This is a genomic window from Bradyrhizobium sp. (assembly GCF_028868675.1).
In the GTDB taxonomy this organism is placed as follows: Bacteria; Pseudomonadota; Alphaproteobacteria; order Rhizobiales; family Xanthobacteraceae; genus Bradyrhizobium.
Genome location: NZ_JAGWUA010000052.1, coordinates 1 through 24,375 on the forward strand (window position 1 = coordinate 1; position 24,375 = coordinate 24,375).

Genomic DNA, 24,375 nt, shown 5'->3' on the forward strand with positions numbered 1-24,375 from the left:
GCGGCATTTCTATTTCCGCCATCGGCCAGAGGACGTAGCCGATTGGCAGGGCATGCAGCGGCGTATCCTCGACCTGATGGACTCGTTCGAGGTTCACGACGGCCGTTCGTAGGGTGAGGCAGCTAATTGAGTTCTCCTAGCATTCGCGCGATTGCCGTCGCGGCATAGGGCTTGCCGTTCTCGCTCCTGTAGCCGGCTCTTGCCAGTTCATCGGCGATAGCTCTGAGCGACCGGCGACCGCCCTTAGGCGTCTTGCGGCGCGACCGCTTCGCCATTGCAATCATCTTGCCGTCGTGCTTCGTCTCGTCGATCTCGCGATGGCTCTTGCGGCCTTCAACCTTCACGCCGGTGGCGCGCTTGCGGTCCCGTGCAGCTTTGAGCTTCGCGACCAGCCGCGCCTTCTCCAGTTGGGCGAACACGCCCGCGATCTGACGCATGGCGATCTTGAACGGATCGTCCGTCTCGATGAGGTCATCGCCGGGACTGCAAACCTCGACCCTTCCTCGACCACGAGGGAGCTACGAACGGCGCTGCCAAATCAGGGGATCGCGACTCGTGTGAAACACCGCAACGACATAGACCGCATCGTGCGTTTCACGAAACACCAGAATGTAGGGAAAGCGGCGCAGCAAAGCGCGGCGTGTGGTCTTGAGGGCCGGCGGAAACTGCCTGGGATTTTCCGCGATCCGGATCAGCGCTGCGCGCAAGGCGTCCCGAAATTGCGGCACGACATGCGGAGCGTGGGCGTCGTACCAGCGGACGGCCTCCGCGAGGTCGGCCCGCGCCGCCTGCGTAAAAAGAATTCTGGCCACCTATCGAGACCGGCGGTCAAGCTCGGCGTCGATATCCTCCCAAGGGATCGCTTCGCGGCGGTCCGCATCAAAGGTCGCAAGCCGACGGTCGAGCTCAACCTCCTGCGCCGGGCTCAACCGCACGTCGGCGGCGGAGAGGCTGTCCCAGAGCTCGCCGATGAGGTCGAGCCGTTCCTTGGGCGTCAAGCGACTGATGTCGAGCGCTGCCATAGTCCCGAATCCCTTTGGCCCCTTGGCCAACGAAACCACAATCCTCACGGACCCGTCGAGACCAATATCGTCATCGCGGCGGCCAACGGAAAGACGGAGCTCTGACAATTCTGGGTCGTTTTTCGCAACATTGTTGCGCACCAAACTACCGCTGCGGCCGGAGGCCCGCCGACCTCGGGACGATGGCTTGAGGGGAGCATTCGAAGAGAAAAATGGTGCCCAGGAAAGGACTCGAACCTTCACGGCCGTGAAGCCACTGGCACCTGAAGCCAGCGCGTCTACCAATTCCGCCACCTGGGCATGCCGTTTGGGGCACGGGGGCGGTTACTACGGATCGGTTGGCGGCTTGTCAAATCATCCTTGACCATCCGTGGCGAGCCGATTGCGCAACGCAAACCGGCCCGATACAAGCCTCCCAACGCTCCCACCGACAGGAATCGTTCCCATGGCATCGAATCTGGACACACTGGTCACGGTTTTCGGCGGATCGGGGTTCTTGGGCCGCAGCGTGGTCCGGGCGCTGTGCAAGCGCGACTATCGCGTCCGGGTGGCCGTGCGGCGGCCGGAACTCGCGGGCTTCCTGCAGCCGCTCGGCCGGGTCGGCCAGGTCCATGCCGTACAGGCCAATCTGCGCTACCCGGCCTCGGTCGAGGCGGCGCTGCGCGATTCGCGCACGGTGATCAACCTGGTCGGCGTTCTCGCCGAAAGCGGCGCGCAGACCTTTGACGCCGTACAGGCCAAGGGCGCCGCGGCAGTCGCCAATGCCGCCGCCGCCGCGGGCGCAGGCCTCGTGCATGTCTCCGCCATCGGCGCCGACGAGCAGTCGGCCAGTGCTTACGCCCGTGCCAAGGCCGCCGGGGAAAAGGCCGTGCGCGCGGCGGTACCGTCGGCGACCATCGTCCGCCCGTCGGTGATCTTCGGGCCCGACGACCAGTTCACCAACCGTTTTGCGGCGCTCGCGCGGATGCTGCCGGTGCTGCCGCTGGTCGGCGGCGAGACCAGGATGCAGCCGGTCTACGTCAACGACGTCGCGACCGCGATCGCGGACGCCGTCGACGGCAAGGCCAAGGCCGGCGCGACCTACGAGCTCGGCGGGCCGGAGGTGCTGACGATGCGCCAGATCTGGGAGCTGATCCTGGCGATCACCGATCGCGAGCGGATGCTGGTGCCGCTGCCGTTCGCGCTTGCCCGTCTCAAGGCCGCCTTCCTGCAGTTCGCGCCGGGGCCGCTGAAGCTGACGCCGGACCAGGTCACGCTGCTCCAGCGCGACAATGTCGTCTCGGACGAGGCGAAAGCGGCCGGGCTGACGCTGGAAGGCCTCGGCATCACGCCGGATTCGCTGGAGGCGATCGCCCCGCAATACCTCTGGCGCTTCCGCGCCGCCGGGCAGTTCCAGCGCAAGAACGCCTGAGGCGCGACGAAATCAGGCCCGGTCCGGACCTTTCGGGGCCGTCCGGCAAAAACTGAGGTTCAACCCCATGCACAGTGGGGCGGCCCAGCGGGGAGGTGAGCCTGCCGCTCGACCAAGCCAAAGTCGTCACGTGCCTCAAAACCTCAGCTTCTTGAATACCGCTTCCGGCAGCAGCTTGATGATCAGCATCACCAGGCGCCACTTTTCGCTGACATAGACGACGTCGCGCCGGCGCTGCACCGCATCGAGGATCGCATCACCGGCGACCGACGCCTCGACGGTCAGCGGTCCGATCAGCTTCATGCCTTCGGTCATCCTGGTGCGCACGAAGCCGGGCTTCACCGTGACGATTTGGACGCCGCCGCGGCTTGCGCGTGCGCGCAGGCCCGACAGGAACGCTGAGAAGCCCGCCTTGGCCGAACCGTAGACGTAGTTCGAGGCGCGCCCGCGGTCGCCTGCAACCGAAGAGACACCGACGATGGTCCCGCTGCCGCGCGCCAGGAATTTTTCGGCGAACAGGCCGAGGATCAGCGCCGGCCCTTCGTAGTTTGAGCGCATGATGGTGGCCGCATGACCGAGATCGGACTGCGCGGTATCCTGCACGCCCAAGAGTCCGACGATCGAGATCACGGCGTCGGGCAGCGCGGCGAGCCCCGCGACGAAGCTAGCGAAGGATGCGGTATCGAGCACGTCGAAGCGATGCACGCCGACGTCGACCGCGTAGCGCGCGCGCAGATCGGCGACGTCGGGCTCCAGCGCCGCGACATCGCGCCCCGCGAGCTGGATGTCCCAGCCGGCTCGCGCAAAGGCGCGCGCGGTGGCCCGGCCGATATCGGAGCTTGCGCCCAGCACCAGGGCGATCTTGCGCGTGGTCACGGCCGCACCTCATCCAGCAGACGCTGCGAAAGTCTTGATCGAATCTTTCCGTCGGGATCGAGCGAGCGGCGTATCCCGTTGAAGCGCTGGAGCGCCGGATAGCCGGCCTCGAAGGTCGCGCGCGACTGGCGCGCATCCTTGGCGAGATAGAGCCGGCCGCCGGCGGCGACGACCAGCCGGTCCAGTTCGTCGAGGAACGGCAGAATGCTAGGGGTCATCGGAAAATCCAGCGCCAGCGTGTAGCCGGGCAGCGGGAACGACATCAGCCCGTCGCCCTCGCCGAGCTTCTTCAGCACGGCGAGGAACGAGGCGTCGCCGCGGCGCGCGATGCGCTCGAGGATCTCGCCGAGCACCTCGCGCGCACCCGTCTGCGGGATCACGCATTGATGCTGCAGGAAACCGCGACGTCCATAGATGCGATTCCAGGCGCCGACGCCGTCGAGCGGAAAGAAGTAGGGGAAGATCGAAACCAGATGCGAGCCGCCGGCGCGCCGCGCGCCCATTCGGTAGTAGAGCTCGTTGAAGGCACGGACACTGTAGCGGTTCAACGTCAGCGACGGCAGGTCCACGGGCACGCTGAGGCGCGGGTCGCGCCCTCGCGAGAACGGCGCCGCGTCCGCAGGCAACTCGTCGGCGCGCGCGTGCTCGCCGAGATAGATCAGCGAGCGGCCGAGGTTTTCGCCCGTCGCCACGCAATCGATCCAGGCCACCGAGTAAGTGGAGGAATCGCCGCCGTCCAGCGCCGTCACGGCGTCGCGCAGGTTCGCCGCCGGAATCACCCGCTCGCGGATCCAGCCGGTCTCGACGCGCCTGAGCCGCATCGTCGCCTCGAGGATCACGCCGGTCAGGCCCATGCCGCCGACGGTCGCGCGGAAGACGTCGGCGTTCTCGTCGCGCGACAGTTCGATGGTCTCACCCTGCCCGGTTCTGAGCAGGATGCCGTCGACGTAGCGGCCGAAACCGCCCTCGCAATGATGGTTCTTGCCGTGCACGTCGGCGGCAATCGCGCCGCCGACCGTGACGAAGCGCGTGCCCGGCACGACGAAAGGCAGGAAGCCGCGCGGGCCGAAGGTGTCGATGATATCGGACAGCAGCATGCCGGCTTCCAGACGGATGCGCCCGGTGTCCGGATCGAACGACCTGACCCGGTCGAACGCCGTCATGTCGACGGTGCGGGCAAGCCCGATGCCGGCATCGCCATAGGCGCGGCCGTTGCCGCGCGCCACGCCGGACGCGCCCGCAAAGGCCTCGCCGACGGCCGGAAATGACCGCGGCCGCACGAGGTCGGTATCGACGACCGGGAAACGCCCCCAGCCGCTGACCAGCGTCATCTTCAGCTCCTTGACAAAAGCAGCCGCCTTGCCTTGAGAAACTGCCTACCGATCAAAAGCTTATATTGCGTTGAAAAATGCCGCGACTTTGCCTGTCGAGCCCTTACCGTCCGAGCGCCAGCGCGACCAGGCCGAGCGTGCCGACGATCACGCGCCACCAGGCGAACAGCACGAAGCCGTGGCGGGTGACGTATTGCAGGAACGTCTTCACCACGATCATCGCGGTGATGAAGGAGACCACGAAGCCGATCGCGATGATGCCGATGTGGTCCATCGTCATCTCGGCGCGGCTCTTGTAGAAATCATAGGCGAAGGCGCCGACCATGGTCGGGATGGCGAGGAAGAAGGAAAACTCCGCCGCTGCGCGCTTGTCGGCGCCGAGCAGCATCGCCGAGACGATGGTGGCGCCGGAGCGCGACACGCCGGGGATCATGGCGAGGCACTGCGCGATGCCGATCCACAGATACATCAGAAGCGGAAAGCGCGTCGCCTCATGCTCGCGCGGCTTCAGGTCGATCTGGTCGACCCACAGCAGGATGGCGCCGCCGACGATCAGCGTGAAGCACACCACCCACGGATTAAACAGCATGCCCTTGATGTACTTGCCGGCAATGAGACCGACCACCACCGCCGGCAGGAACGCGACCAGCACGCCGATGACGAAGCGGCGCGCATAAGTGTCGCCGCTGAACATGCCGATCAGCACCCGCCACAGCTTGAAGAAATACAGCGCGACGATCGCGAGGATGGCGCCGAGCTGGATCAGGATGGTGAATGAGTCCCAGAATGCGCCCTCGCCGAGGCCGAAGAAACGTTCGGCGAGCAGCAGATGACCGGTCGAGGACACCGGGAGGAACTCCGTCACGCCCTCGATGATGCCGAGGATCACTGCCCGCACTGCATCCGACATATTTATGGTCCATTTCGGCTGGAAAAGCGGGGCACTTCTCGCCTATTCGTTCACCTGCCGCAATCGCAAAATGCGAAATCGCGGGTTGCCTCACGGTTTTGGGTGGCTAGTGTGGCGCCGGCCAAACATTGATGAAATCTTAAGCCCCACCACATAGTCAGGCTGCATGTTCACGCTGTATCACCACCCGTTCTGCCCGCATTCGCGCTTCGTCCGCCTAGTCCTCGGCGAATACGGGCTCGACGTGCGGCTGGTGGAGGAACGCGGCTGGGAGCGTCGCGAGGCGTTTCTGGCGCTCAACCCCGCCGGGACCACGCCGGTGCTGGTGGTGGACGGACAGCCGCCGATTCCCGGCGCCAGCGTCATCGCGGAATATCTCGACGAGGTTCATGGCGCGGAGATGGGTGCCAGGCGGCTGATGCCGGAAACCGTGACCGAGCGCATCGAGGTGCGGCGGCTGCTGGCCTGGTTCAACGAAAAGTTCTTCGAGGAAGCCTCCCATCCGCTGGTCGTCGAACGCATCTACAAGCGCTTCATGAGCGAGGAGAACGGCGGCGGCCCGCCGTCGGCCGACGTCATCCGCGCGGCGAAAGCCAATGTGCGCTATCATCTGGCCTATATCGGCTGGCTGGAGCAGACGCGGAAATTCCTCGCCGGCGACCGGCTCACCTACGCGGATCTCGCCGCCGCGGCGCATCTTTCGGCGATCGACTATCTGGGCGACGTGCCATGGATCGAGGACGAGGCGGCAAAGGCGTGGTATGCGCGGGTGAAATCCCGCCCGTCGTTCCGCCCGCTGCTCAGCGAATGGCTGGCGGGCGTGCCGGCGTCGCGGACCTATGTGGACCTGGATTTCTGACCTCTGACCTCCCCTCATTGAAGACGGCGCTGGCGCGCGAGGCGCAAGCGCTCGGCTTCGACTGCATCGGCATCACCGCACCAGGCGCGATCGCCAACGCGGCTGCGCATTTTCACGACTTCATCGCCGAAGGCCGGCACGGCGACATGGACTGGCTTGCGGCGCAGCCGGAGCGCCGCGCCGATCCGCGCGGGCTGTGGAGCGACGTGCGCTCCGTCATCATGCTGGGAGTCAATTACGGCCCAGATCACGATCCGCTCGCGATCCTCGAGCAGCGCACGCGCGGCGCCATCTCGGTCTATGCGCAGGGCGATGACTATCATGACCTGATCAAGAAGCGGCTGAAGGCGCTGGCGCGCTGGCTGGTTGCAACCGCGCCGTGCGAGGTCAAGGTGTTCGTCGACACCGCCGCCGTGATGGAAAAGCCGCTGGCGCACGCAGCGCATCTGGGATGGCAGGGCAAGCACAGCAACCTGGTCTCGCGCGAATTCGGCTCGTGGCTGTTTCTCGGCGCGATCTTCACCACACTCGAATTGCCGAGCGACGCGGCCGAAATCGATCATTGCGGCTCCTGCCGCGCCTGCCTCGACATCTGCCCGACCGCGGCCTTCCCCGCGCCCTACGAGCTCGATGCGCGGCGCTGCATCTCCTACCTGACCATCGAGAACAAGGGGCCGATCCCGCACGAGTTTCGAAAAGCGATCGGTAACCGCATCTATGGCTGCGACGATTGCCTCGCGGCGTGTCCCTGGAACAAGTTCGCGAAAGAGGGCCGCGAGGCAAAACTCGCCGCGCGCGACGAACTGCGCGCGCCCGAGCTTGCAAGACTTTCACGCCTCGACGATGCCGCATTTCGCGCGCTGTTCACGAAATCGCCGGTCAAGCGCGTCGGCCGCGACCGCTTTCTGCGCAATGTGCTGATCGCGATCGGCAACTCGAACGACGCGACGCTCGCCGACGACGCGCGCCGCCTGCTGCAGGATGCGAGCCCATTGGTGCGCGGCGCCGCAGTGTGGGCACTGGCGCAATTGCTGGAGCGCGAGGAGTTTGCGGCGATGAAAGCGGGCGCGCTTGCAGGCGAGCACGACGACAGCGTGCGCGAGGAGTGGGAGACCGCAAGCGCTGCTACCCGACGCTCCTCACCATGAGGGTCACGAGACTTGATTTCCCCGCGCGATGCTGCAAGGTCGCGCGTCATGACAAATACGCCTTTCTTCACCCGCGCCGGCGATACATTCCATCCGACGGAAGTCGCCAACGGTCCATGGGACGCCAAATCGCTGCACGGACGCGTCATCGTCGGCCTGCTCGGTTTCGTCATCGAGGAGCGGCACTCGGGCGACGAGTTCGTGCCGGCGCGGCTCACCGTCGACATGTTCAAGCTGCCGACGATCGACGAGCCGATCGAGGTGACGACGAAGCTCGTGCGCGATGGCCTGCGCATCCGCGTCGTGGAGGCGGAGTTCGTCTCGGGCGGCGTCGGCATGGCGCGCGCGTCCTGCCAGCTCCTGCGCAAGACGCAAAATCCGGAGGGCAACATCTGGTCGCCGCCGACCTGGGATGCGCCGAAACCTGCCGACATTCCGCCGCCGACCGATCCGCGGCTCGGCATGCACGGCAAATGGACGACGCGCCCGATCGTCGGACACATGGGCTCGCTGGGCCCGCGGCGGCTGTGGATGAGCGAGGTGCGCGAGCTGGTCGCGGGCGTTGCGCTGACGCCGTTCGCACGCGTCGCGGTGGGTGCGGATTTCGCCAGCCCCTTCGCCAATGCCGGCGACCAGGGGCTCGGCTTCATCAACAGCGACGTCACGATCTATCTGCACCGCCTGCCGGTGAGCCAATGGATCGGCTTCGAGGTGGTGAACCATCATTCGACCGACGGCATCGCGATCGGCGAATGCTGGCTCTACGACGAGCAGGGCCCGATCGGCACCTCGACGGTAGCGGCGCTCGCCCAGCGCAAGCCGATGGCGGCAGCGCCGAAGCGGTAGGCAAGCTACTCCAGATGCTTCTTCATCTCCGGCCGTGCTTTCAGCGCGGCGCCCTGCCTGGCCATGATCTTTGCAATACGCTCCGGCGCAAAATTGAGATCAACGAAGGCCGGCGCGGTATTGGCGACCTCGTGATAGCTGACGATCTTGCCGTCCCGGAGCTTCATGATCGCGACGCCCTCGAACATCGCGCGAGCGCCCTTGGCTTCGGGCAGGGTCGAGCGGTAGCTGAACGTGTAGCGCGCATAGAGCGTGGTGCCGTCCGAGACCGGCTCGTGCATGTCCCAGCGGAAATCGGTCGCCGTGCGATAGAACCAGTCGTCGATCAACTCGGCGATCTCTTGCCGTCCCGCGAACGCGCCGTAGAACACGTCGTGATAGACGCCGTCCTCGGCAAACAGCTCGGCAAAGGCCTTGCCGTTGCGGCTTTCGACCGCGTCGCAGAACGCGCGCAGCATGGCGGTGACGGACATGGACTTGCTCCCTGCTCGAGACGACGGGAGTTCACCCCATCTCCGCTACCGCGGCAAGCATGCACGCGATGTCCTGCGGTCGCGACAGGCGGTGATCGCCGTCCTGGATCAGGGTCAGCACCACGTCCTCGGCCGGCAGGCGGTGCGTCAGCGCGAAGGCGTGCTGCCAGGGCACGTCCGGATCCTGCACGCCCTGCAGGATGCGCACGGGGCAGCCGACATCGATGGCGCCGCCGAGCAGGAGGTGGTTGCGGCCCTCCTCGATCAGGGTTCGCGTGATCGGATAGGGCGAGCCGTCGCCATAGTCGGACGGGCGTAGCCAGACGCCTTTGGTCTCGATCTCCTGCTTCACCTTGGCCGGAAAATTCTTCCACATCAGTTCCTCGGTGAAGTCCGGCGCCGGCGCGATCAGCACCAGCCCGGCGAGCGAGGCCTTGGCCTCGTCCTTTCCCTGTCGCTTCCTGATCTCGCGCGCCAGCAGCAGCGCCATCCAGCCGCCCATGGAGGAGCCGATCAGGACCTGCGGCCCTTCGCAGAACCGCTCGAACACCGCAACGCTCTCTTCCAGCCAGCGGCCGATCGTCCCCTCGGCGAATTCGCCGCCGGACTCGCCATGGCCGGAATAGTCGAACCGGACCGCGGCACGGCCGTGCTCGCTCGCCCAGGCGTCGAGCGCGAGCGCCTTGGTGCCCTGCATGTCCGACTTGAAGCCGCCGAGCCAGACCAGCCCTGGTCCCTTTCCAGGCCCCTTGCCGGGGCGGGCACGCACCGCGATCCGCCGCGCCGATGGGCCCGCGCCCAATTCGAGGAAGGTCGGGGCGTCGGATGGCGATGCGTCGGTCATGGAACGTTTACTCTGGTTGGGCGGTTTGAGCTGTCTGGCGCGGGGCGACGGCGCGATCAGTCCCGCCATTGCCCCTTGGGACGCTTGCGGAACGGGAACAAGGTGTCTATGTCGAGCGGCGTGTCGGTGGGCGTGACCAAAATGCCTCGCATTTGAGGGTTTTTCGTTGGCCGCAGGCGCGTCTTGCTTGCCCGCGAACGCATCTTCCTTCAAACTATCCGCTTCGTTCACAACTTTGGAGAGCCAACCATTCGCCGTCCCAATAAAGCCCCGCCCGTTGCCAGCAAGGACGGGCCGCGCATCAACGATGATATTCGCAATGCGCAGATCCAGCTGATCGATCAGACCGGTGAAAACAAAGGCACGGTCGAGACGATGGTCGCCATCCGTATGGCCCAGGAGGCCGGCATGGATCTGGTCGAGATTTCGCCAAATGTCAGCCCTCCCGTCTGCAAGATCATGGACTACGGGAAGTATAAGTATTCTGCTCAGAAGAAGGCCGCCGAAGCCCGCAAGCGGCAGAAGATCGTCGAGATCAAGGAGATCAAGCTTCGCCCGATGATCGACGATCACGACTACGACGTGAAGATGCGCGCCATGCAGCGTTTCTTCGAGGAGGGCGACAAGGTCAAGATCACCCTGCGCTATCGCGGCCGCGAAATGGCGCACCAGGAGATCGGCACCAAGCTTCTGGACAAGATCAAGAGCGACGTCGCCGAGCTCGCCAAGGTCGAGCAGGACGCCAGGTTCGAAGGCCGCCAGGTCGTCATGGTGCTGGCGCCGCGCTGAGGCGAACTAAACTTTAGGAGATCAACGGCCCGTCAGCATCCTGGCGGGCCGTTCTTGTTGAGGAGACCCTGCCGGCCGCGACCTCGGTGCACCTCCCCCGCTTGCGGGGAGGGAGAGCACCGTCATAGGCCTAGCCCCCGATAATCGGAGCGTCCGTTTTGGCGGTTCATCGTTGCCAATTGGCTTGTCCTCTGCCATAAGCCCGATCTTCATCGCCCGGCTGATTTAAGGGCTGCCGTGGCGGTGCTTCGTGCGGATTTTGCGCCAGGTCGTAAAATCTGAGCACAATCAACGCTCTAACGAGCATTTTGGCCGAACTGCCGCCTTCGCGGGCGGTATTTTGTTGCGGCACAGGAGAGCCAAATGCCCAAGTTGAAGACCAAGTCGGGCGCCAAAAAGCGCTTCAAGGTGACTGCCACCGGTAAAGTGATGCACGCCCAGCGCGGCAAGCGTCACGGCATGATCAAGCGGACGAAGAAGCAGATCCGCCAGCTCCGCGGCACCCGCGTGCTGTTCAAGACCGACGGCGACAACGTCAAGAAGTACTTCTTGCCGAACGCCTGATCGCGTCCACGATCAAATCAGCCGACGCCTGCGCTCATGTGCAGGCTCTTCCGAAAACCAAGTCATCCCTGAAGGATTTTTGTCATGTCTCGCGTCAAACGCGGTGTGACCGCCCACGCCAAGCACAAGAAGGTCTACAAGGCCGCCAAGGGCTTTTACGGCCGCCGCAAGAACACGATCCGCGCCGCCAAGCCCGCCGTCGAGAAGGCCGCGCAATACGCCTTCCGCGACCGCAAGCGCCGCAAGCGCACCTTCCGTGCGCTCTGGATCCAGCGCCTCAACGCCGCGGTGCGCCCGTTCGGCCTGACCTACAGCCGATTTATCGACGGCCTCGCCAAGTCGGGGATCACGGTCGACCGCAAGGTGCTGTCGGATCTCGCGATCCGCGAGCCCGCGGCGTTCCAGGCGATTGCCGAGAAGGCCAAGGCGGCGCTCGCGGCGTAAAGCCGCCCGCCGTTCGTGCTCTGCGCAGTCTTCAAGTCGTCTGGCCGGGTGAATGCGCCCATCGCGCAAGTCCCGGCCATCGCCGTCTTCTCTCGCGCAAACACTCTAAGTCGTGGATGCCCGGCGTATTTTGCAGGAAGACGCGCTTCGCGCTTTTGCCCGGGCATGACGAGCTAGGAGCAGCGGCTTGGCATCCTAGCCAAAGGGGATTGCTATGACCGATCTTGCTGCACTCGAAACCCAGATCATCGCCGACATTGCCGCGGCTGGCGACGAAGCGGCCCTCGAGGCCGTCCGTGTCGCTTCGCTCGGCAAGAAGGGCTCGATCTCCGCGCTGCTCGCAACCCTCGGCAAGATGTCGCCGGACGAGCGCAAGACGCAAGGCGCGGCGATCAATCTCGTCAAGGACAAGGTCACCCAGGCGCTCGCCGCGCGGCGCGAGGTGCTGAAGTCGGCCGCGCTCGATGCGCGGCTCGCCTCGGAGACCGTCGACGTCACCCTGCCGGTGCGCGAGACGGCGGCGGAATCAGGCCGCATCCATCCGCTCAGCCAGGTCTGGGACGAGCTCACGGCGATCTTCGCCGATATGGGATTTTCGGTCGCCGAAGGCCCCGACGTCGAGACCGACGACTACAACTTCACGAAACTGAATTTCCCGATCGGCCATCCCGCGCGCGAGATGCACGACACCTTCTTCTTCCATCCGAAGGAGGACCCGGGGTCGGCGCCCGGGGCAGGCGGCTCGCGCATGCTGCTGCGGACCCACACCTCGCCGGTGCAGGTGCGCACCATGCTCAGCCAGAAGCCGCCGATCCGCGTGATCTGCCCGGGCCGTACCTACCGCATCGATTCGGACGCGACCCACACGCCGCAGTTCCACCAGGTCGAGGGGCTCGTGATCGACAAGGGTTCGCATCTCGGCCACCTCAAATGGATCCTGCACGAGTTCTGCAAGGCGTTCTTCGAGGTCGACCACATCAACATGCGCTTCCGGCCGTCGTTCTTCCCGTTCACCGAGCCGTCGCTCGAGGTCGACATCCAGTGCCGCCGCGACAAGGGCGAGATCCGCTTCGGCGAGGGCGAGGACTGGCTGGAGATTCTCGGCTGCGGCATGGTGCATCCGAACGTGCTGCGCGCCTGCGGCATCGATCCCGACGAGTACCAGGGCTTCGCCTGGGGCATGGGCATCGACCGCATCGCGATGCTGAAATACGGCATGAGCGATCTGCGCCAATTGTTCGACAGCGACGTCCGCTGGCTCCAGCACTACGGCTTCAAGCCGCTCGAAGTCCCGACGCTTGCGGGAGGGCTGAGCTCGTGAAATTCACTCTCTCCTGGCTGAAGGACCATCTCGACACCGACGAGCCGCTGGAAAAGCTCGCCGACAGGCTCACCATGATCGGGCTCGAGGTCGAGAACATCGAGGACAAGGCGAAGGCGCTCAAGCCCTTCACCATCGCCCGCGTCATCTCGGCCGAGCAGCATCCGAACGCCGACCGCCTGCGCGTCTGCATGGTCGAGACCGGCAACGGCGCAGCACCGGTACAGGTCGTCTGCGGCGCGCCGAATGCGCGCGCGGGCCTCGTCAGCGTGTTCTCGCCGCCCGGCACCTATATTCCCGGCAAGGACATCACGCTCGGCGTCGGCACCATCCGCGGGGTGGAAAGCCGCGGCATGCTGTGCTCGGCGGCGGAGCTGCAGATTTCCAACGACCATGACGGCATCATGGAGCTTCCGGCCGACGCGCCCGTTGGCGCGGGCTACGCCGAATGGGCCGCCCTCGGCGATCCCGTGATCGAAATCAATCTGACGCCGAACCGGCAGGACTGCACCGGCGTGCACGGCATCGCCCGCGACCTCGCCGCTGCCGACATGGGCAAGTTCATCGATCACACCATCAAGCCGGTCAAGGGCGAATTCCCTTGTCCGGTGAAGGTGACGGTCGAGGACGCCGCGCTGTGTCCCGGCTTCGCGCTGCGGCTGGTGCGCGGCGTGAAGAACGGCACTTCGCCGGAATGGCTGCAGAAGCGGCTCACCGCGATCGGGCTGCGCCCGATCAACGCGCTGGTCGACATCACCAACTACATGACCTATGACCGCGCCCGTCCGCTGCACGTATTCGACGCGAAGAAAGTTCACGGCAATCTGGTCGTGCGGCGCGCCCGCGACGACGAGAGCCTGCTCGCGCTCGACGGGCGCACCTACAATCTCGATCCCGGCATCTGCGTGATCGCCGACGATCACGGCGTCGAATCGCTCGCTGGCATCATGGGCGGCGAGGCCTCGGGCTGCGACGAAACCACCACCGACGTGCTGATCGAATCGGCGCTGTGGAACGAGATCAACATCGCGCAGACCGGCCGCAAGCTCGGCATCAATTCGGATGCGCGCTACCGCTTCGAGCGTGGCGTCGATCCGGCCTTCATGGTGCCGGGCCTCGAGCTCGCGACGAAACTCGTGCTGGAGATGTGCGGCGGCACGCCGTCGGAGAACGTCGTGGTCGGCAAGGCGTTCCCCGACGATCGCGTCATCGATTTCCCCGTCACCGAGGTGAAACGGCTCGCTGGCATCGAGGTGCCGCTGCCGGAGATGAAGCGCATCCTGTCCCATCTCGGCTTCATGATGGCGGGCGCGGGTCCGGTGGTGAAGGTCGCGGTGCCCACTTGGCGCACCGACGTGCACGGCAAGGCCGACATCGTCGAGGAGATCGTCCGCATCGTCGGCGTCGACAAGGTGCCGGAGACGCCGTTCGAGCGCGGCGAGGACGCGCGCAAGCCGGTGCTGACCCCGCTGCAGCTCCGCACCGCGCGCGCCAAGCGGGCGCTCGCCACCCGCGGCATGGTCGAGGCCGTGACCTGGTCGTTCATTGCAAAACCCGCGGCCGAACTGTTCGGCGGCGGCAAGCGCGAGCTCGAGGTCGCCAACCCCATTGCCTCGGATCTCTCCGACATGCGGCCGAGCCTGCTGCCGGGCCTGATCGCGGCCGCACAGGCCAATGCCGATCGCGGCTATGGCGACGTCGCCATCTTCGAAGTCGGCCAGATCTTCCGCGGCGATCGCCCTCAGGACCAGTTCGTTGCCGCAAGCGGCGTCCGTCGCGGTTTCGCCGCGTCGGAAGGCTTGGGACGGCACTGGTCCGGCTCGGCGGCGGCCGATGCCTTCGACGCCAAGGCCGATGCGCTCGCGGTGCTGGCGGCGGCCGGCGCGCCGATGCAGGCGCTGCAAATTATTGCAGGCGGACCAAAATGGCTGCATCCGGGGCGCTCCGGCACCATCCAGATCGGTCCGCAGAACGTGCTCGGCCATTTCGGCGAGATGCATCCCCGCGCGCTCGAGGCGCTCGGCGCCGACGGCCCGGTGATGGCGTTCGAGGTGATCCTCGACCGCATTCCCGACGCCAAGAAGAAGCCGACGCGGGCCAAGCCCGCGATCGAGCTCTCGGCCTTCCAGCCGGTGTCGCGCGACTTCGCCTTCATCGTCGATCGCAACGTCAAGGCCGGCGACATCGTGCGCGCGGCGCAAGGTGTCGACAAGAAGCTGATCACCGGCGTCACCGTGTTCGACGTCTATGAAGGCAAGGGCATCGAGGACGGCAAGAAGTCGATCGCCATCGCCGTGACGATCCAGCCGCGCGAGAAGACGCTGACCGACCAGGAGATCGACGCGGTCGCCGCCCGGATCGTCGCCGAGGTGACGAAGAAGACCGGCGGCACCTTGCGGGGATGAGCCTCTCCGAGCTGATTCCGAAGGACGTCAGCCTGCTCGTTGCGATGGCGCTGTGCGCCATCGGCTTCGTCTCGGGAACCGCGCGGGGCTTTTCCGGATTCGGCTCGGCGCTGATCTTCATGCCGCTCGCAAGCAGCGTGGCACCGCCACGGCTGGTGGCCGCGCTGCTCCTCATCATCGATTTCGTCGCGGCAGCTCCACTGCTGCCGGGCGCCTGGAAGCAGGCCAACCGCAAGGCGACCGCGATCATGGCGCTCGGCGCGCTGATCGGCGTTCCCGTCGGCACCTATTTTCTCACCGTGCTCCATCCCGTCACCACGCGCTGGATCATCTCCTGTTTCGTCGCCGCCCTGCTCGCGCTCTTGCTGTCGGGCTGGCGCTATCGCGGCCAGGACTACGTCCCGCTCTCGGTCGGCATCGGCAGTCTTTCGGGCTTCTGCAGCGGGCTGGCGCAAACCGGCGGCCCGCCGATCGTCGGCTACTGGCTCGGCCGACCCATCGCACCGACGGTTGCGCGCGCCAACATCGTGCTGTTCTTCGGCGCCTCGGATTTCTTCTCGGTGGCCAGCTATGCCACGACCGGATTGATCACGCGCGATGCGCTGCTGCTCTCGCTCGTGGTCGGCCCGGTCTACGCGCTGGGCGTCGCCTTCGGCGCCTCCCTGTTCGGCCGCGCCGGCGAAAAGCTGTTTCGCGCCATCTGCTACGTGCTGATCGCAAGCGCCGTGATCGTCGGCCTGCCGGCGCTGGACGGCGTGTTACGTTAGGCATTCCTAGACGTCATTGCGAGCGAAGCGAAGCAATCCAGAGTCCTACCGCAGAGAGACTCTGGATTGCTTGGTCGCTTCGCTCCTCGCAATGACGATGTGGCAGCGGATTGCAGCCTTCGGCGGGACAACGAATTCAAGCGTTCAGCAGCAGATCGCAATAGGCATAGCCGTCGCGCACCACGCGCTCGCCTGTCCTCACATCGAGCCGATGCGAAAACATCGGCCCCGCCACCACGCAGGTGTGGAACTCGCCGTTCTCGCCGCAGGGGTCGACGCCCCCAGGCAGATCGGCCAGCAACTGTGCATCGAACCGGCGGCCGGCGAATTCCGCGGGCAGATGTTTCAGATCGACGGTCGCAAGATACGCCTCGAGCCCGCTGTCGATCATCGCCTGCGCCAGCGGCTGCGTCGGCCGTTCCCACAACGGAAACACCGGTGCAATGCCGGTGCCGGCGAGCTTCTGCTCGCGATAGGCGCGGATGTCCTGCAAGAACAGATCGCCGAAGATCATGTGGGTGATGCCGTCGGCCACGGCGCGCGCCACGGCTTCGGCCATCCGCGCCTCGTAGATTTCGTTCGGGCATGGATAGGGGATCGGCACGATGATCCGCGGCAGGCCCACAGCATCGCATTGCGCATGCAAGATATCCTGGCGGACGCCATGGATCGAGACGCGTTCGAAGGTTTCGGTCACCGTCGTCAGCGCGCCGACCACGTCGTACTCGCCGGCAACGCGCACCTCGTGCAGCGCGAATGCGCTGTCCTTGCCGCTCGACCAGGAGATCAGGGCCTTCGGCGGAGGCATCAATTGATCGGAGATTTTTGCGGCCGGCCCGGACGGCGCCGCTTCATCGATTGCGTCGGCACCTCCGCGGGCTCGTCGCGGAGCGCACCGATCCGGCGCAGCGCGGCTTCGGCGGCGCGCTCGCCGCTCTCCCAGGCGCCGTCGACGGTGCCCCAGAGCGTGTCGTGCGTCGCCTCGCCGGCGAGATAGATGCAGCCGATCGGCTCGGTCAGGATCTTTCGCGAGAGCTGTCCACCGGGCGAGGTCGCCGACATCGCGCCCATCACGAAGGGCGCGGCGTTCCATCGCGTCGCAGCCGTCTTCTTCACGGCGGCCGCCGCCTCGCTGCCGAACAGTTTTGCGATCCACTCCTTCGCGAAGGCCGCCATCGCCTGCTCGCCCTGCGCGGAAAGGTCGCGGCCGAACGAGCCGCCGACATCGATCGTGCACAGCGAGGAGCCGCCGATATTGGCGAACAGCAGCGCGGTGCGGGTCGAGTTGCTCTGTTCGATGACGACATCGTCGCGCGACAGCCCGAGCGGATTGCCGGACAGTTCGAGGCCGATGCGATCGTAGCTGCCGAGGGAGAGCTTTGCGGCGGCGTCGAGCGTGCGCTTGGGGATGTCGGGCGCAAATTTGACGGCTCCCGACATCAGCACGTTGGTCGAGACCGTGATGATGGCGGCGCGCGCGGCGATCTTGCCGGCCGGCGTTTCGACGCCGACGTCGCGATTGCTCCAGACGATGCGGCTTGCCGGGGTCGACAGCGCGACCGGCGCCTGCTCGGCGAGCTTCGCAATCAGCATGCCCAGGCCCTGACGGCAGGCGATCGCGGCGTTGCGGTCCTGCGCCCGCGCCTTGTCGATGGCCGAAAGTTCCCTGAGGTCCTTGCCGGCAAATCCCGCGCCGAGCACGAATTCGGTCGCGCCGGCCCAGTCGCCGAGGTCTTTCGGCAGCACGGAGGCGCAGGACGTGTCGAGCTTGCCGCGCGCGGCCTCGTCGATGGCGCGGTTGGCGCGCACCAGCGCCGCCAGAAATTCCTCGGTCTCACCGGCGCGTGCATTGCGGCGACCGATGCGCATCTTCTGGCCGACCGGGGCCGGCAAGACGTCGAGGCCCGCGCCGCGCGCGAGCCGGATCATCGGGTTGGTGTCGGGATTGTGCATCCAGCGCGCACCGCGGTCGAAGGGAACAGCGAAGCTGGTAGCATCGGTGACGCAGCGACCGCCGATCCGAGGCGCCGCTTCCACCACCACGACCTTGCGGTTCGCCGCCATCACGCGCCGCGCCGCGGCGATGCCGGCGACTCCGGCTCCGATCACGACGATGTCGGCCTCGCGCGGCAGGGGCGCCGCGGTCGCACCCAAAATCGGCGCTGCGGCAAAGGCCACCGACGCCGAAAGGAAACCGCGGCGCGTGATTGTCATGTCATGGTTTCCGGGGACTTGAGACGGACGGGAACAGCCAGCGAACCTTGCCGCATCCGATGCGGCACGGCAACCATCATGGTGAATCAATCGTACTTGATCGCGCGGCGCAGTGAACCAAATTGCAACGCGTTTCGACCATGATAGAAGAAGGGAAAAAGCAGCCGGAAAAGGCTGTGGGGGGAGTTCGACTATGGGGACCGTGCTCGATTCCGTCGGCAAGCTGATTGCCCGATACCTCTCGAAGGAGGTGCCGGGCTACGAGCCGTTCACGCCGAGCGATCCGGAACATCTGCGCGGCATCATCCAGCCCGGCGACGTGCTGCTGGTCGAGGGCAACAACCGCATCTCCGGCATCATCAAGTATCTCACGCAATCCACCTGGTCGCACGCCGCGCTCTATGTCGGGCCGGTTGCCGGCGCCGAGGAGGCGGATGGCGAGCCGCACGTGCTGATCGAGGCGAATGTCGGCGAGGGTGTCACCTCCGCGCCGCTGTCGAAATACTTTCCCTACCACACCCGCCTCTGCCGGCCGGTGGGCCTGTCCTATGAGGACCGCACCACGGTCTGCCGCTACGCCATCAACCGGATCGGCTTTGGCTACGACACCAAGAACATCCTCGACCTGATGCGCTTTCTGTTCCCGCTGCCGATCCCGCAGCGCTGGCGGCGCCGCATGATCGCGATCGGCTCCGGCGACCCCACCAAGATCATCTGCTCGGCGCTGATCGCCCAGGCCTTCGACGCAGTGCGCTATCCGATCCTGCCCAAGATCACCAAGGCCGGAAGTCGCCAGGCCCGCCGCGAGATCCTGCATATCCGCGACTCCTCGCTCTACATGCCCCGTGACTTCGATATCTCGCCCTATTTCGAAGTCGTGAAACCCACCATCGTGCACGGCTTCGACTACACGGCCCTGCATTGGGCCGACAAGCAGAAGCCGCTCCAGGAGGTGGCGGGCGAATTCGGTGTGTTTCCAGAAACGGTCCGTTCGCCGCCGCTCGTTCCTGAAGCGATTGACGAAGAAGCGGCGGTCGAGGTTTCCGTTGGAGAAGTAGACGCCTCCGAATCGACATCGCGCGACGCAGCCATGGTCGAACGCGTCACCGTGTCCAGGCGTTTTTCGCTGCTGAAGCAGATCGCGATGTACCGCCCGCGGCGGCGGGCTCGAGCGCGCGAGAGGGCGGCTTAGGCCATGAACCTCGACGTCGTCCCGGCGAACGCCGGGACCCATCACCCCAGGGAGTAGTTCGACGAAGGTTCGTCGTTCGGGGCTTCCATCACCCACAATCGACGGACTTCGCGGTATGGGTTCTGGCGTTCGTCAGGACGACGTGGGAGCTATTGTGCAGTCCCGCAACGACAGTGATGGGAAAAACTAGCGTTCCGATCGGCTGATGACGGCCATCAGTTCCGCGATCTTCTCGCGCTGGTCGGCCTTGTTGCCGCTGGAAATCGCATGCTCGACGCAATGGGCGACGTGATCCCTCAGGATCTCCTCCTCGACCCGGCGCAGTGCGGCGCGCACCGCCGAGATCTGCGTCACGATGTCGATGCAGTAGCGGTCCTCGCTTACCATTTTCGCGAGTCCGCGCACCTGACCCTCGATTCGACCCAGGCGTTTTTCGACGGATGCCTTGCTGTCCTTTCGCATAGCGCCTATATACCCCTACCGGGTACGGGTTGCAAGGGCCGGGAGCCGATCATGACGAACGAGACCGAACGCGGACATGCGGGCCACGCGGCCGGAGCGTCCGCTTGTTGCTGTTCCGCCAAGCCTGAGGCGAAGACGGTGCGCGACCCCGTCTGCGGCATGACGGTCGATCCCGCGACGTCGAAGCATCGCCTCGACCACCAGGGCGTCACCTATCATTTCTGCTGCGCCGGCTGCCGCACCAAGTTCGAGGCCGATCCCGCAAAATATCTCGCGAAGGCCAAGACAGAGAGCAGGCCCGCGGCGGCGGGGAGCTGTTGCGGCGGGCACGGCAACCACGCCCATCACGGCCACGCCGATGCCGGCGCGGAGGTCCGCGATCCCGTTTGCGGCATGACGGTCGACCCCGCGACCTCAAAGCATCGCTTCGACCATCAGGGCATGACCTATCATTTCTGCTCCGCCGGCTGCCGCACCAAGTTCGTGGCCGATCCAGCCAAATATCTCGCACCTAGCAAGGCACCCGAGCCAAGACTTCCCACCGGCACCATCTACACCTGCCCGATGCATCCGGAGATCCGCCAGGTTGGCCCGGGCTCGTGCCCGATCTGCGGCATGGCGCTGGAGCCGGAAGTGGCGAGCCTCGAGACCGGCCCCAATCCCGAGCTCGCCGACATGACGCGACGCTTCTGGATCGGCGGCGCGCTCGCGCTGCCCGCAGTGGTGCTGGAGATGGGTGGCCATCTCGCCGGCCCCCACAACTGGATCGACCCGACGCTGTCGAACTGGACCCAGCTCGCCTTCGCGACGCCGGTGGTGCTGTGGGCGGGCTGGCCGTTCTTCGTGCGCGGCTGGCAGTCGCTGCAAACGCGCAATCTCAACATGTTCACGCTGATCGCGATGGGCACGGGCGTCGCCTATGTCTACAGCCTGATCGGCACACTCGCGCCGCAGGCCTTTCCGGCCACTTTCCGGGGCCATGGCGGCGCAGTCTCCGTCTATTTCGAGGCGGCCGCCGTCATCACCGTGCTGGTGCTGCTCGGCCAGGTGCTGGAGCTGCGCGCCCGCGAGGCGACCTCCGGCGCGATCAAGGCGCTGCTGCAGCTCGCACCAAAAGCCGCGCGGCGCGTCGAAGCCGACGGCAGCGAGCACGAGGTCGAGATTGCCTCCCTGCATGTCGGCGACCGCCTGCGGGTGCGCCCCGGCGAGAAGGTGCCGGTCGACGGCATCGTCCTCGAAGGCCGCTCGGCGCTCGATGAGTCCCTGGTGACGGGCGAATCCATGCCGGTCACCAAGGAGATCGGTGCCAAGGTGATCGCAGGCACGCTCAACCAGTCCGGCAGCTTCGTCATGCGCGCCGAGAAGGTCGGACGCGAGACGCTGTTGTCGCAGATCGTGCAGATGGTCGCGGATGCGCAGCGCTCACGCGCGCCGATCCAGCGGCTGGCCGACCAGGTCGCCGGCTGGTTCGTGCCGACGGTGATCGCCGCCGCGATCCTCGCTTTCGCGGCATGGGCCTGGTTCGGGCCGGAGCCGCGGCTCGCTTTCGGTCTCGTCGCGGCCGTCAGCGTCCTCATCATCGCCTGCCCCTGCGCGCTCGGGCTCGCCACGCCGATGTCGATCATGGTCGGCGTCGGCCGCGGCGCGCAGGCCGGCGTCCTCATCAAGAACGCCGAGGCGCTGGAGCGGATGGAGAAGATCGACACGCTGGTGGTCGACAAGACCGGCACACTGACCGAGGGCAGGCCCAGGGTTGTCGCGATCGTTTCGGCCGTCGGCTTTGCGCAAGACGACATCCTGCGGCTTGCCGCCTCCGTCGAACGCGCCAGCGAGCACCCGCTCGGCGACGCCATCGTGCGCGCGGCGAAGGAGAAACAGCTCGATCTGGCTCAGGTCGATCAATTCGACTCACCGACCGGCAAGGGCGCGACCGGCAAGGTCGATGGCCGGACCATCGTGCTCGGCAACGCCAACTATCTCGCCTCGATCGGCATCGAGACGAAGCCGCTCGATGGCGAGGCCGAACGCCTGCGCCAGGACGGCGCGACGGTCATCAACATGGCGATCGACGGCAGGCTCGCCGGCCTGTTCGCGATCGCCGATCCCGTCAAGGCGACGACGCCGCAGGCGCTGAAGGATCTCGCCGCCGACGGCATCAAGGTGATCATGCTGACCGGCGACAACCGCACCACGGCCGATGCGGTGGCGCGCAGGCTCGGCATCGCCGACGTCGAGGCCGAGGTGCTGCCGGATCAGAAGAGCGCGGTGGTGGCGAGGCTGCGAGATGCGGGCCGCATCGTTGCGATGGCCGGCGACGGCGTCAACGACGCGCCGGCGCTGGCGGCGGCCGAGGTCGGCATCGCCATGGGCACCGGCACCGACGTCGCGATGGAAAGCGCCGGCGTCACGCTGCTCAAGGGCGATCTCACCGGGATCGTCCGCGCACGGCGACTGTCGCAGGCGACCATGAGCAACATCCGCCAGAACCTGTTCTTCGCCTTCATCTACAACGCGGCCGGAATCCCGATTGCCGCCGGCGTCCTCTACCCGGCCTTCGGCCTGTTGCTGTCGCCGATCATCGCGGCGGCCGCGATGGCGCTGTCCTCGGTCAGCGTCGTCGGCAACGCGTTGCGGCTGCGAGCGACTCGGCTGTGAGGGTACGCTCGTGCCCCGGCCCAGCGTCGCGTCATAAGGGACGATGCTTCGCATCGCCCGGAATGCCGCGCCGCGTCCGGGACACGAGGGCTTGATCGAGGCTTCATGCTGCTTTCGCCGCCCCGCAGGGCAGCCCCGCCCGGGCGACGCCGCCGTAGAGCGGCTCGTTCGGCATCGTCTCGCGCAGGATCGCGCGCACCGCGATCAGTTCGTCCAGATCGATGCCGGTGGCAAAGCCCTTGCTCTCGCACAGGAACGCGAGATCCTCGAACACGACGTTGCCGGTCGCGCCCGGCGCGAAGGGGCAGCCGCCGAGGCCGCCGAGCGAGCCGTCGAGGATGCGCACGCCTTCGTCGAGCGCGGCCGAGGCGTTGGCGATCCCCATGCCGCGGGTATCGTGCAGGTGAATGCAGATCGGCCTTTTCCCGGCGAGCTTGACCGCCGCCCGGGTCAGCTCGGCGACCTGCTTCGGGCCGGCATAGCCCACGGTATCGGCGACGGCGACGAAATCGACGCCGGCCTCGAGGCATTTGTCGACCAGCCGCAGCACCTCTTTCGGATCAACCGGACCGGCGATCGAGCAGCCCAGCGCCATCGAGATCGCGGCGTTGACGAGCGGCTTGTGCGCGCTCGCATCGCGCATCTCGCAGAGCCGCCTGATGTTGGCGATGGCCGATTCGCGCGAGCGGTGGGCATTGGCCTGGCTGTGCTCCTCGGTGGCCGACACGACGGAAGCGATCTCGCCGACGCCTGACTCCAGCGCGTCATTGACGCCCCGCTCGTTGAGCGCGAGCGCGATGCCGTGCGCGCCGGGCAGTGCCGCAACCGTCGCGATCACGTCGCGAACGTCGGCGAATTGCGGAAAGGTCTTTGCCGGCAGGAACGAGCCGGCCTCGAAATGCCGCACGCCGGCGGCATGTTCCTGGCGGGTCCAGCGCTGCTTGGCCTCGGTCGAGGGAAACTGCTTCACGAGCTGCAGGCCGTCGCGCAGGCCGACCTCGCGCAGGCTGACACGATCGGAAGGATAGATGTCCTGAATCCTGCTCATGCGCGCCTCCCTGCGGCCTTCGACGTTTCCCTGGGCGTGATTTCCCTGGTCTCGATTTCGGCGCGCACGGCGACCGTGTCGGCACCGAGCGGCGCCACCTTCAGGCCTTCGCCGATATGGCCGCCGTTCCACTCGATCGGCAGCGCCGGCACGCGGAACGGTTTTCCGTCGGCATTGAAATTGTCGACCAGCCCACCCGGCCGCAGCACGTGGGGATCATCAAAGAGATCCTCGGGCCGGTTGATCGGAGAGAAGCAGATGTTGAGCGCATCGAGCCTTGCGGACAGTTCGGCCACGTTCCAGCGCCTGATCACCTCGGCCGCGCGCGGGATGATCCGCGAACGCGCCAGAATCCGGTCGGTCGTGGTGCGCAGGGACGGATCGTCCAGGAACTCGCCGAGGCCGAACTCGCGGCAAAAGCTCTGCCAGTGGCCTTCGGTGACGACGCCGATGAAGATGCGCTCGCCGCCGGCGGCATCGAAGACGTCGTAGATCGGCCAGGCATGCTCGCGCTCCGGCATCGAGCGCGGCTTGTTGCCTGTCATCTCGTACTCGACCATGTGCTGGGCGACCAGGAACAGGCAGTTCTCGAACAGACCGATGCGGATGTCGGCGCCGTCGCGCTTTCCGCCGCGCTTCTGGTACAGCGCGGCCAAAATGGCAATCGCCCCGAACATGCCGCCCATGATGTCGTTGGCGGAGGAGCCAACGCGCTGCGGCTTCTCTTTCGTGCCGGTCATGGCGGCGAGCCCCGACATCATCTGCACGACCTCGTCGAGCGCCGGGCGATGCTC

At 66.2% G+C, this 24,375-nt stretch carries 25 protein-coding genes and 1 tRNA gene; 12 read left to right on the plus strand and 14 right to left on the minus strand.

The features are described from left to right. Window positions 1–122 precede the first annotated feature (122 nt). The 4 genes from KGM94_RS09440 to KGM94_RS09455 all read right to left on the minus strand — a co-directional run bounded on the left by KGM94_RS09440 (window position 123) and on the right by KGM94_RS09455 (window position 1,322). Entirely contained in the window at window positions 123–437 is a 315-nt protein-coding gene (locus tag KGM94_RS09440) for a hypothetical protein (RefSeq protein ID WP_300257376.1), read from the minus strand. A gap of 81 nt (window positions 438–518) precedes the next feature. Beyond that, window positions 519–812: a type II toxin-antitoxin system RelE/ParE family toxin gene (locus KGM94_RS09445; RefSeq protein ID WP_300257379.1), complete on the minus strand. Its 294-nt coding sequence runs from the start codon at window positions 810–812 to the stop codon at window positions 519–521. Continuing rightward, window positions 813–1,022 (minus strand): addiction module protein, encoded by a 210-nt coding sequence (locus KGM94_RS09450; protein WP_300257382.1) that lies wholly within the window; start codon window positions 1,020–1,022, stop codon window positions 813–815. It abuts the gene before it with no gap. A 213-nt stretch (window positions 1,023–1,235) separates the two neighbouring features. After that, window positions 1,236–1,322: transfer RNA gene (locus KGM94_RS09455), tRNA-Leu, on the minus strand. A gap of 145 nt (window positions 1,323–1,467) precedes the next feature. On the opposite strand from KGM94_RS09455, the gene KGM94_RS09460 reads away from it, so the two are divergent. Next, complete coding sequence (locus KGM94_RS09460) at window positions 1,468–2,433, plus strand: complex I NDUFA9 subunit family protein (protein WP_300257384.1); 966 nt, start codon at window positions 1,468–1,470, stop codon at window positions 2,431–2,433. Between the two features lie 135 nt (window positions 2,434–2,568). Here the strand turns inward: KGM94_RS09460 and KGM94_RS09465 are convergent, their stop codons facing one another. From KGM94_RS09465 to KGM94_RS09475, 3 genes are all read right to left on the minus strand, one after another. Further along, entirely contained in the window at window positions 2,569–3,309 is a 741-nt protein-coding gene (locus tag KGM94_RS09465; RefSeq protein WP_300257386.1) for an SDR family oxidoreductase, read from the minus strand. Further along, a complete protein-coding gene (locus KGM94_RS09470) occupies window positions 3,306–4,640 on the minus strand; it encodes an FAD-binding oxidoreductase (protein WP_300257389.1) in 1,335 nt (444 codons plus the stop codon). The genes KGM94_RS09465 and KGM94_RS09470 overlap by 4 nt, the downstream gene beginning before the upstream one ends. 103 nt (window positions 4,641–4,743) lie before the next feature. Next, complete coding sequence (locus KGM94_RS09475; protein ID WP_300257393.1) at window positions 4,744–5,550, minus strand: undecaprenyl-diphosphate phosphatase; 807 nt, start codon at window positions 5,548–5,550, stop codon at window positions 4,744–4,746. Window positions 5,551–5,716: 166 nt separating this feature from the next. Here KGM94_RS09475 and KGM94_RS09480 point away from each other — a divergent pair, with 166 nt between their 5' ends. Genes KGM94_RS09480 through KGM94_RS09490 form a run of 3 tightly spaced genes read left to right on the plus strand, consistent with a single transcriptional unit; the run spans window position 5,717 to window position 8,403 of the window. After that, window positions 5,717–6,409: a glutathione S-transferase family protein gene (locus tag KGM94_RS09480; RefSeq protein ID WP_300257398.1), complete on the plus strand. Its 693-nt coding sequence runs from the start codon at window positions 5,717–5,719 to the stop codon at window positions 6,407–6,409. Next, the gene (queG, locus tag KGM94_RS09485; RefSeq protein WP_300257401.1) at window positions 6,358–7,557 is read left to right on the plus strand and encodes a tRNA epoxyqueuosine(34) reductase QueG; all 1,200 of its coding nucleotides are present in this window, start codon (window positions 6,358–6,360) and stop codon (window positions 7,555–7,557) included. Before KGM94_RS09480 ends, queG begins: the two co-directional genes overlap by 52 nt. Window positions 7,558–7,605: 48 nt before the next feature. Beyond that, complete coding sequence (locus KGM94_RS09490) at window positions 7,606–8,403, plus strand: acyl-CoA thioesterase domain-containing protein (protein WP_300257404.1); 798 nt, start codon at window positions 7,606–7,608, stop codon at window positions 8,401–8,403. Between the two features lie 5 nt (window positions 8,404–8,408). Here the strand turns inward: KGM94_RS09490 and KGM94_RS09495 are convergent, their stop codons facing one another. Together KGM94_RS09495 and KGM94_RS09500 are read right to left on the minus strand one after the other, a co-directional pair. Next, window positions 8,409–8,876: a nuclear transport factor 2 family protein gene (locus tag KGM94_RS09495; protein WP_300257408.1), complete on the minus strand. Its 468-nt coding sequence runs from the start codon at window positions 8,874–8,876 to the stop codon at window positions 8,409–8,411. A gap of 31 nt (window positions 8,877–8,907) precedes the next feature. Next, window positions 8,908–9,720 (minus strand): alpha/beta hydrolase, encoded by an 813-nt coding sequence (locus KGM94_RS09500; protein ID WP_300257411.1) that lies wholly within the window; start codon window positions 9,718–9,720, stop codon window positions 8,908–8,910. Between the two features lie 249 nt (window positions 9,721–9,969). Here KGM94_RS09500 and infC point away from each other — a divergent pair, with 249 nt between their 5' ends. From infC to KGM94_RS09530, 6 genes are all read left to right on the plus strand, one after another. Then, complete coding sequence (infC, locus tag KGM94_RS09505; RefSeq protein ID WP_300257449.1) at window positions 9,970–10,509, plus strand: translation initiation factor IF-3; 540 nt, start codon at window positions 9,970–9,972, stop codon at window positions 10,507–10,509. A gap of 363 nt (window positions 10,510–10,872) precedes the next feature. Then, a complete protein-coding gene (gene rpmI / locus KGM94_RS09510) occupies window positions 10,873–11,073 on the plus strand; it encodes a 50S ribosomal protein L35 (RefSeq protein WP_008539890.1) in 201 nt (66 codons plus the stop codon). Window positions 11,074–11,157: 84 nt separating this feature from the next. Then, entirely contained in the window at window positions 11,158–11,517 is a 360-nt protein-coding gene (gene rplT / locus KGM94_RS09515) for a 50S ribosomal protein L20 (protein WP_027528250.1), read from the plus strand. A 214-nt stretch (window positions 11,518–11,731) separates the two neighbouring features. Next, complete coding sequence (pheS, locus tag KGM94_RS09520) at window positions 11,732–12,838, plus strand: phenylalanine--tRNA ligase subunit alpha (RefSeq protein WP_300257418.1); 1,107 nt, start codon at window positions 11,732–11,734, stop codon at window positions 12,836–12,838. Further along, window positions 12,835–15,243, plus strand: coding sequence for a phenylalanine--tRNA ligase subunit beta (pheT, locus tag KGM94_RS09525; protein ID WP_300257421.1), 2,409 nt, complete (start codon window positions 12,835–12,837; stop codon window positions 15,241–15,243). Before pheS ends, pheT begins: the two co-directional genes overlap by 4 nt. Next, on the plus strand, window positions 15,240–16,010 hold the full coding sequence (locus tag KGM94_RS09530) for a sulfite exporter TauE/SafE family protein (protein WP_300257424.1): 771 nt from the start codon (window positions 15,240–15,242) through the stop codon (window positions 16,008–16,010). The genes pheT and KGM94_RS09530 overlap by 4 nt, the downstream gene beginning before the upstream one ends. 136 nt (window positions 16,011–16,146) lie before the next feature. Here KGM94_RS09530 and KGM94_RS09535 read toward each other — a convergent pair whose 3' ends face one another. Continuing rightward, window positions 16,147–16,818, minus strand: a complete 672-nt coding sequence (locus KGM94_RS09535) for an adenine nucleotide alpha hydrolase (protein ID WP_300257427.1) — start codon at window positions 16,816–16,818, stop codon at window positions 16,147–16,149. Beyond that, window positions 16,818–18,224 carry an NAD(P)/FAD-dependent oxidoreductase gene (locus KGM94_RS09540; protein WP_300257430.1) on the minus strand — a complete coding sequence of 469 codons (1,407 nt, stop codon included), beginning with the start codon at window positions 18,222–18,224 and terminating at the stop codon, window positions 16,818–16,820. The genes KGM94_RS09535 and KGM94_RS09540 overlap by 1 nt, the downstream gene beginning before the upstream one ends. Window positions 18,225–18,417: 193 nt before the next feature. Between KGM94_RS09540 and KGM94_RS09545 the strand changes: the two genes are divergently transcribed. Continuing rightward, the gene (locus KGM94_RS09545; protein ID WP_300257433.1) at window positions 18,418–19,416 is read left to right on the plus strand and encodes a YiiX/YebB-like N1pC/P60 family cysteine hydrolase; all 999 of its coding nucleotides are present in this window, start codon (window positions 18,418–18,420) and stop codon (window positions 19,414–19,416) included. A gap of 186 nt (window positions 19,417–19,602) precedes the next feature. Here the strand turns inward: KGM94_RS09545 and KGM94_RS09550 are convergent, their stop codons facing one another. Then, entirely contained in the window at window positions 19,603–19,878 is a 276-nt protein-coding gene (locus KGM94_RS09550) for a metal-sensitive transcriptional regulator (RefSeq protein WP_300257436.1), read from the minus strand. A 51-nt stretch (window positions 19,879–19,929) separates the two neighbouring features. On the opposite strand from KGM94_RS09550, the gene KGM94_RS09555 reads away from it, so the two are divergent. Further along, on the plus strand, window positions 19,930–22,533 hold the full coding sequence (locus KGM94_RS09555) for a heavy metal translocating P-type ATPase (RefSeq protein ID WP_300257439.1): 2,604 nt from the start codon (window positions 19,930–19,932) through the stop codon (window positions 22,531–22,533). A 103-nt stretch (window positions 22,534–22,636) separates the two neighbouring features. Here the strand turns inward: KGM94_RS09555 and KGM94_RS09560 are convergent, their stop codons facing one another. Both KGM94_RS09560 and KGM94_RS09565 read right to left on the minus strand, forming a co-directional pair. Further along, on the minus strand, window positions 22,637–23,581 hold the full coding sequence (locus KGM94_RS09560) for a hydroxymethylglutaryl-CoA lyase (RefSeq protein WP_300257442.1): 945 nt from the start codon (window positions 23,579–23,581) through the stop codon (window positions 22,637–22,639). Further along, window positions 23,578–24,375: CoA transferase (locus KGM94_RS09565; protein WP_300257445.1), on the minus strand; the 798-nt coding region annotated here is incomplete at its 5' end. The genes KGM94_RS09560 and KGM94_RS09565, both read right to left, overlap by 4 nt.

Bases quoted from the DNA above. Each gene is read 5' to 3' on its own strand.
- KGM94_RS09440 (WP_300257376.1), bottom strand. From the start codon at position 437: ATGCGTCAGATCGCGGGCGTGTTCGCCCAACTGGAGAAGGCGCGGCTG.
- KGM94_RS09450 (WP_300257382.1), bottom strand. From the start codon at position 1,022: ATGGCAGCGCTCGACATCAGTCGCTTGACGCCCAAGGAACGGCTCGAC.
- KGM94_RS09460 (WP_300257384.1), top strand. From the start codon at position 1,468: ATGGCATCGAATCTGGACACACTGGTCACGGTTTTCGGCGGATCGGGG.
- KGM94_RS09470 (WP_300257389.1), bottom strand. From the start codon at position 4,640: ATGACGCTGGTCAGCGGCTGGGGGCGTTTCCCGGTCGTCGATACCGAC.
- KGM94_RS09475 (WP_300257393.1), bottom strand. From the start codon at position 5,550: ATGTCGGATGCAGTGCGGGCAGTGATCCTCGGCATCATCGAGGGCGTG.
- KGM94_RS09480 (WP_300257398.1), top strand. From the start codon at position 5,717: ATGTTCACGCTGTATCACCACCCGTTCTGCCCGCATTCGCGCTTCGTC.
- queG (WP_300257401.1), top strand. From the start codon at position 6,358: ATGGCTGGCGGGCGTGCCGGCGTCGCGGACCTATGTGGACCTGGATTT.
- KGM94_RS09490 (WP_300257404.1), top strand. From the start codon at position 7,606: ATGACAAATACGCCTTTCTTCACCCGCGCCGGCGATACATTCCATCCG.
- KGM94_RS09495 (WP_300257408.1), bottom strand. From the start codon at position 8,876: ATGTCCGTCACCGCCATGCTGCGCGCGTTCTGCGACGCGGTCGAAAGC.
- KGM94_RS09500 (WP_300257411.1), bottom strand. From the start codon at position 9,720: ATGACCGACGCATCGCCATCCGACGCCCCGACCTTCCTCGAATTGGGC.
- rpmI (WP_008539890.1), top strand. From the start codon at position 10,873: ATGCCCAAGTTGAAGACCAAGTCGGGCGCCAAAAAGCGCTTCAAGGTG.
- rplT (WP_027528250.1), top strand. From the start codon at position 11,158: ATGTCTCGCGTCAAACGCGGTGTGACCGCCCACGCCAAGCACAAGAAG.
- pheS (WP_300257418.1), top strand. From the start codon at position 11,732: ATGACCGATCTTGCTGCACTCGAAACCCAGATCATCGCCGACATTGCC.
- KGM94_RS09530 (WP_300257424.1), top strand. From the start codon at position 15,240: ATGAGCCTCTCCGAGCTGATTCCGAAGGACGTCAGCCTGCTCGTTGCG.
- KGM94_RS09535 (WP_300257427.1), bottom strand. From the start codon at position 16,818: ATGCCTCCGCCGAAGGCCCTGATCTCCTGGTCGAGCGGCAAGGACAGC.
- KGM94_RS09540 (WP_300257430.1), bottom strand. From the start codon at position 18,224: ATGACAATCACGCGCCGCGGTTTCCTTTCGGCGTCGGTGGCCTTTGCC.
- KGM94_RS09545 (WP_300257433.1), top strand. From the start codon at position 18,418: ATGGGGACCGTGCTCGATTCCGTCGGCAAGCTGATTGCCCGATACCTC.
- KGM94_RS09550 (WP_300257436.1), bottom strand. From the start codon at position 19,878: ATGCGAAAGGACAGCAAGGCATCCGTCGAAAAACGCCTGGGTCGAATC.
- KGM94_RS09555 (WP_300257439.1), top strand. From the start codon at position 19,930: ATGACGAACGAGACCGAACGCGGACATGCGGGCCACGCGGCCGGAGCG.
- KGM94_RS09560 (WP_300257442.1), bottom strand. From the start codon at position 23,581: ATGAGCAGGATTCAGGACATCTATCCTTCCGATCGTGTCAGCCTGCGC.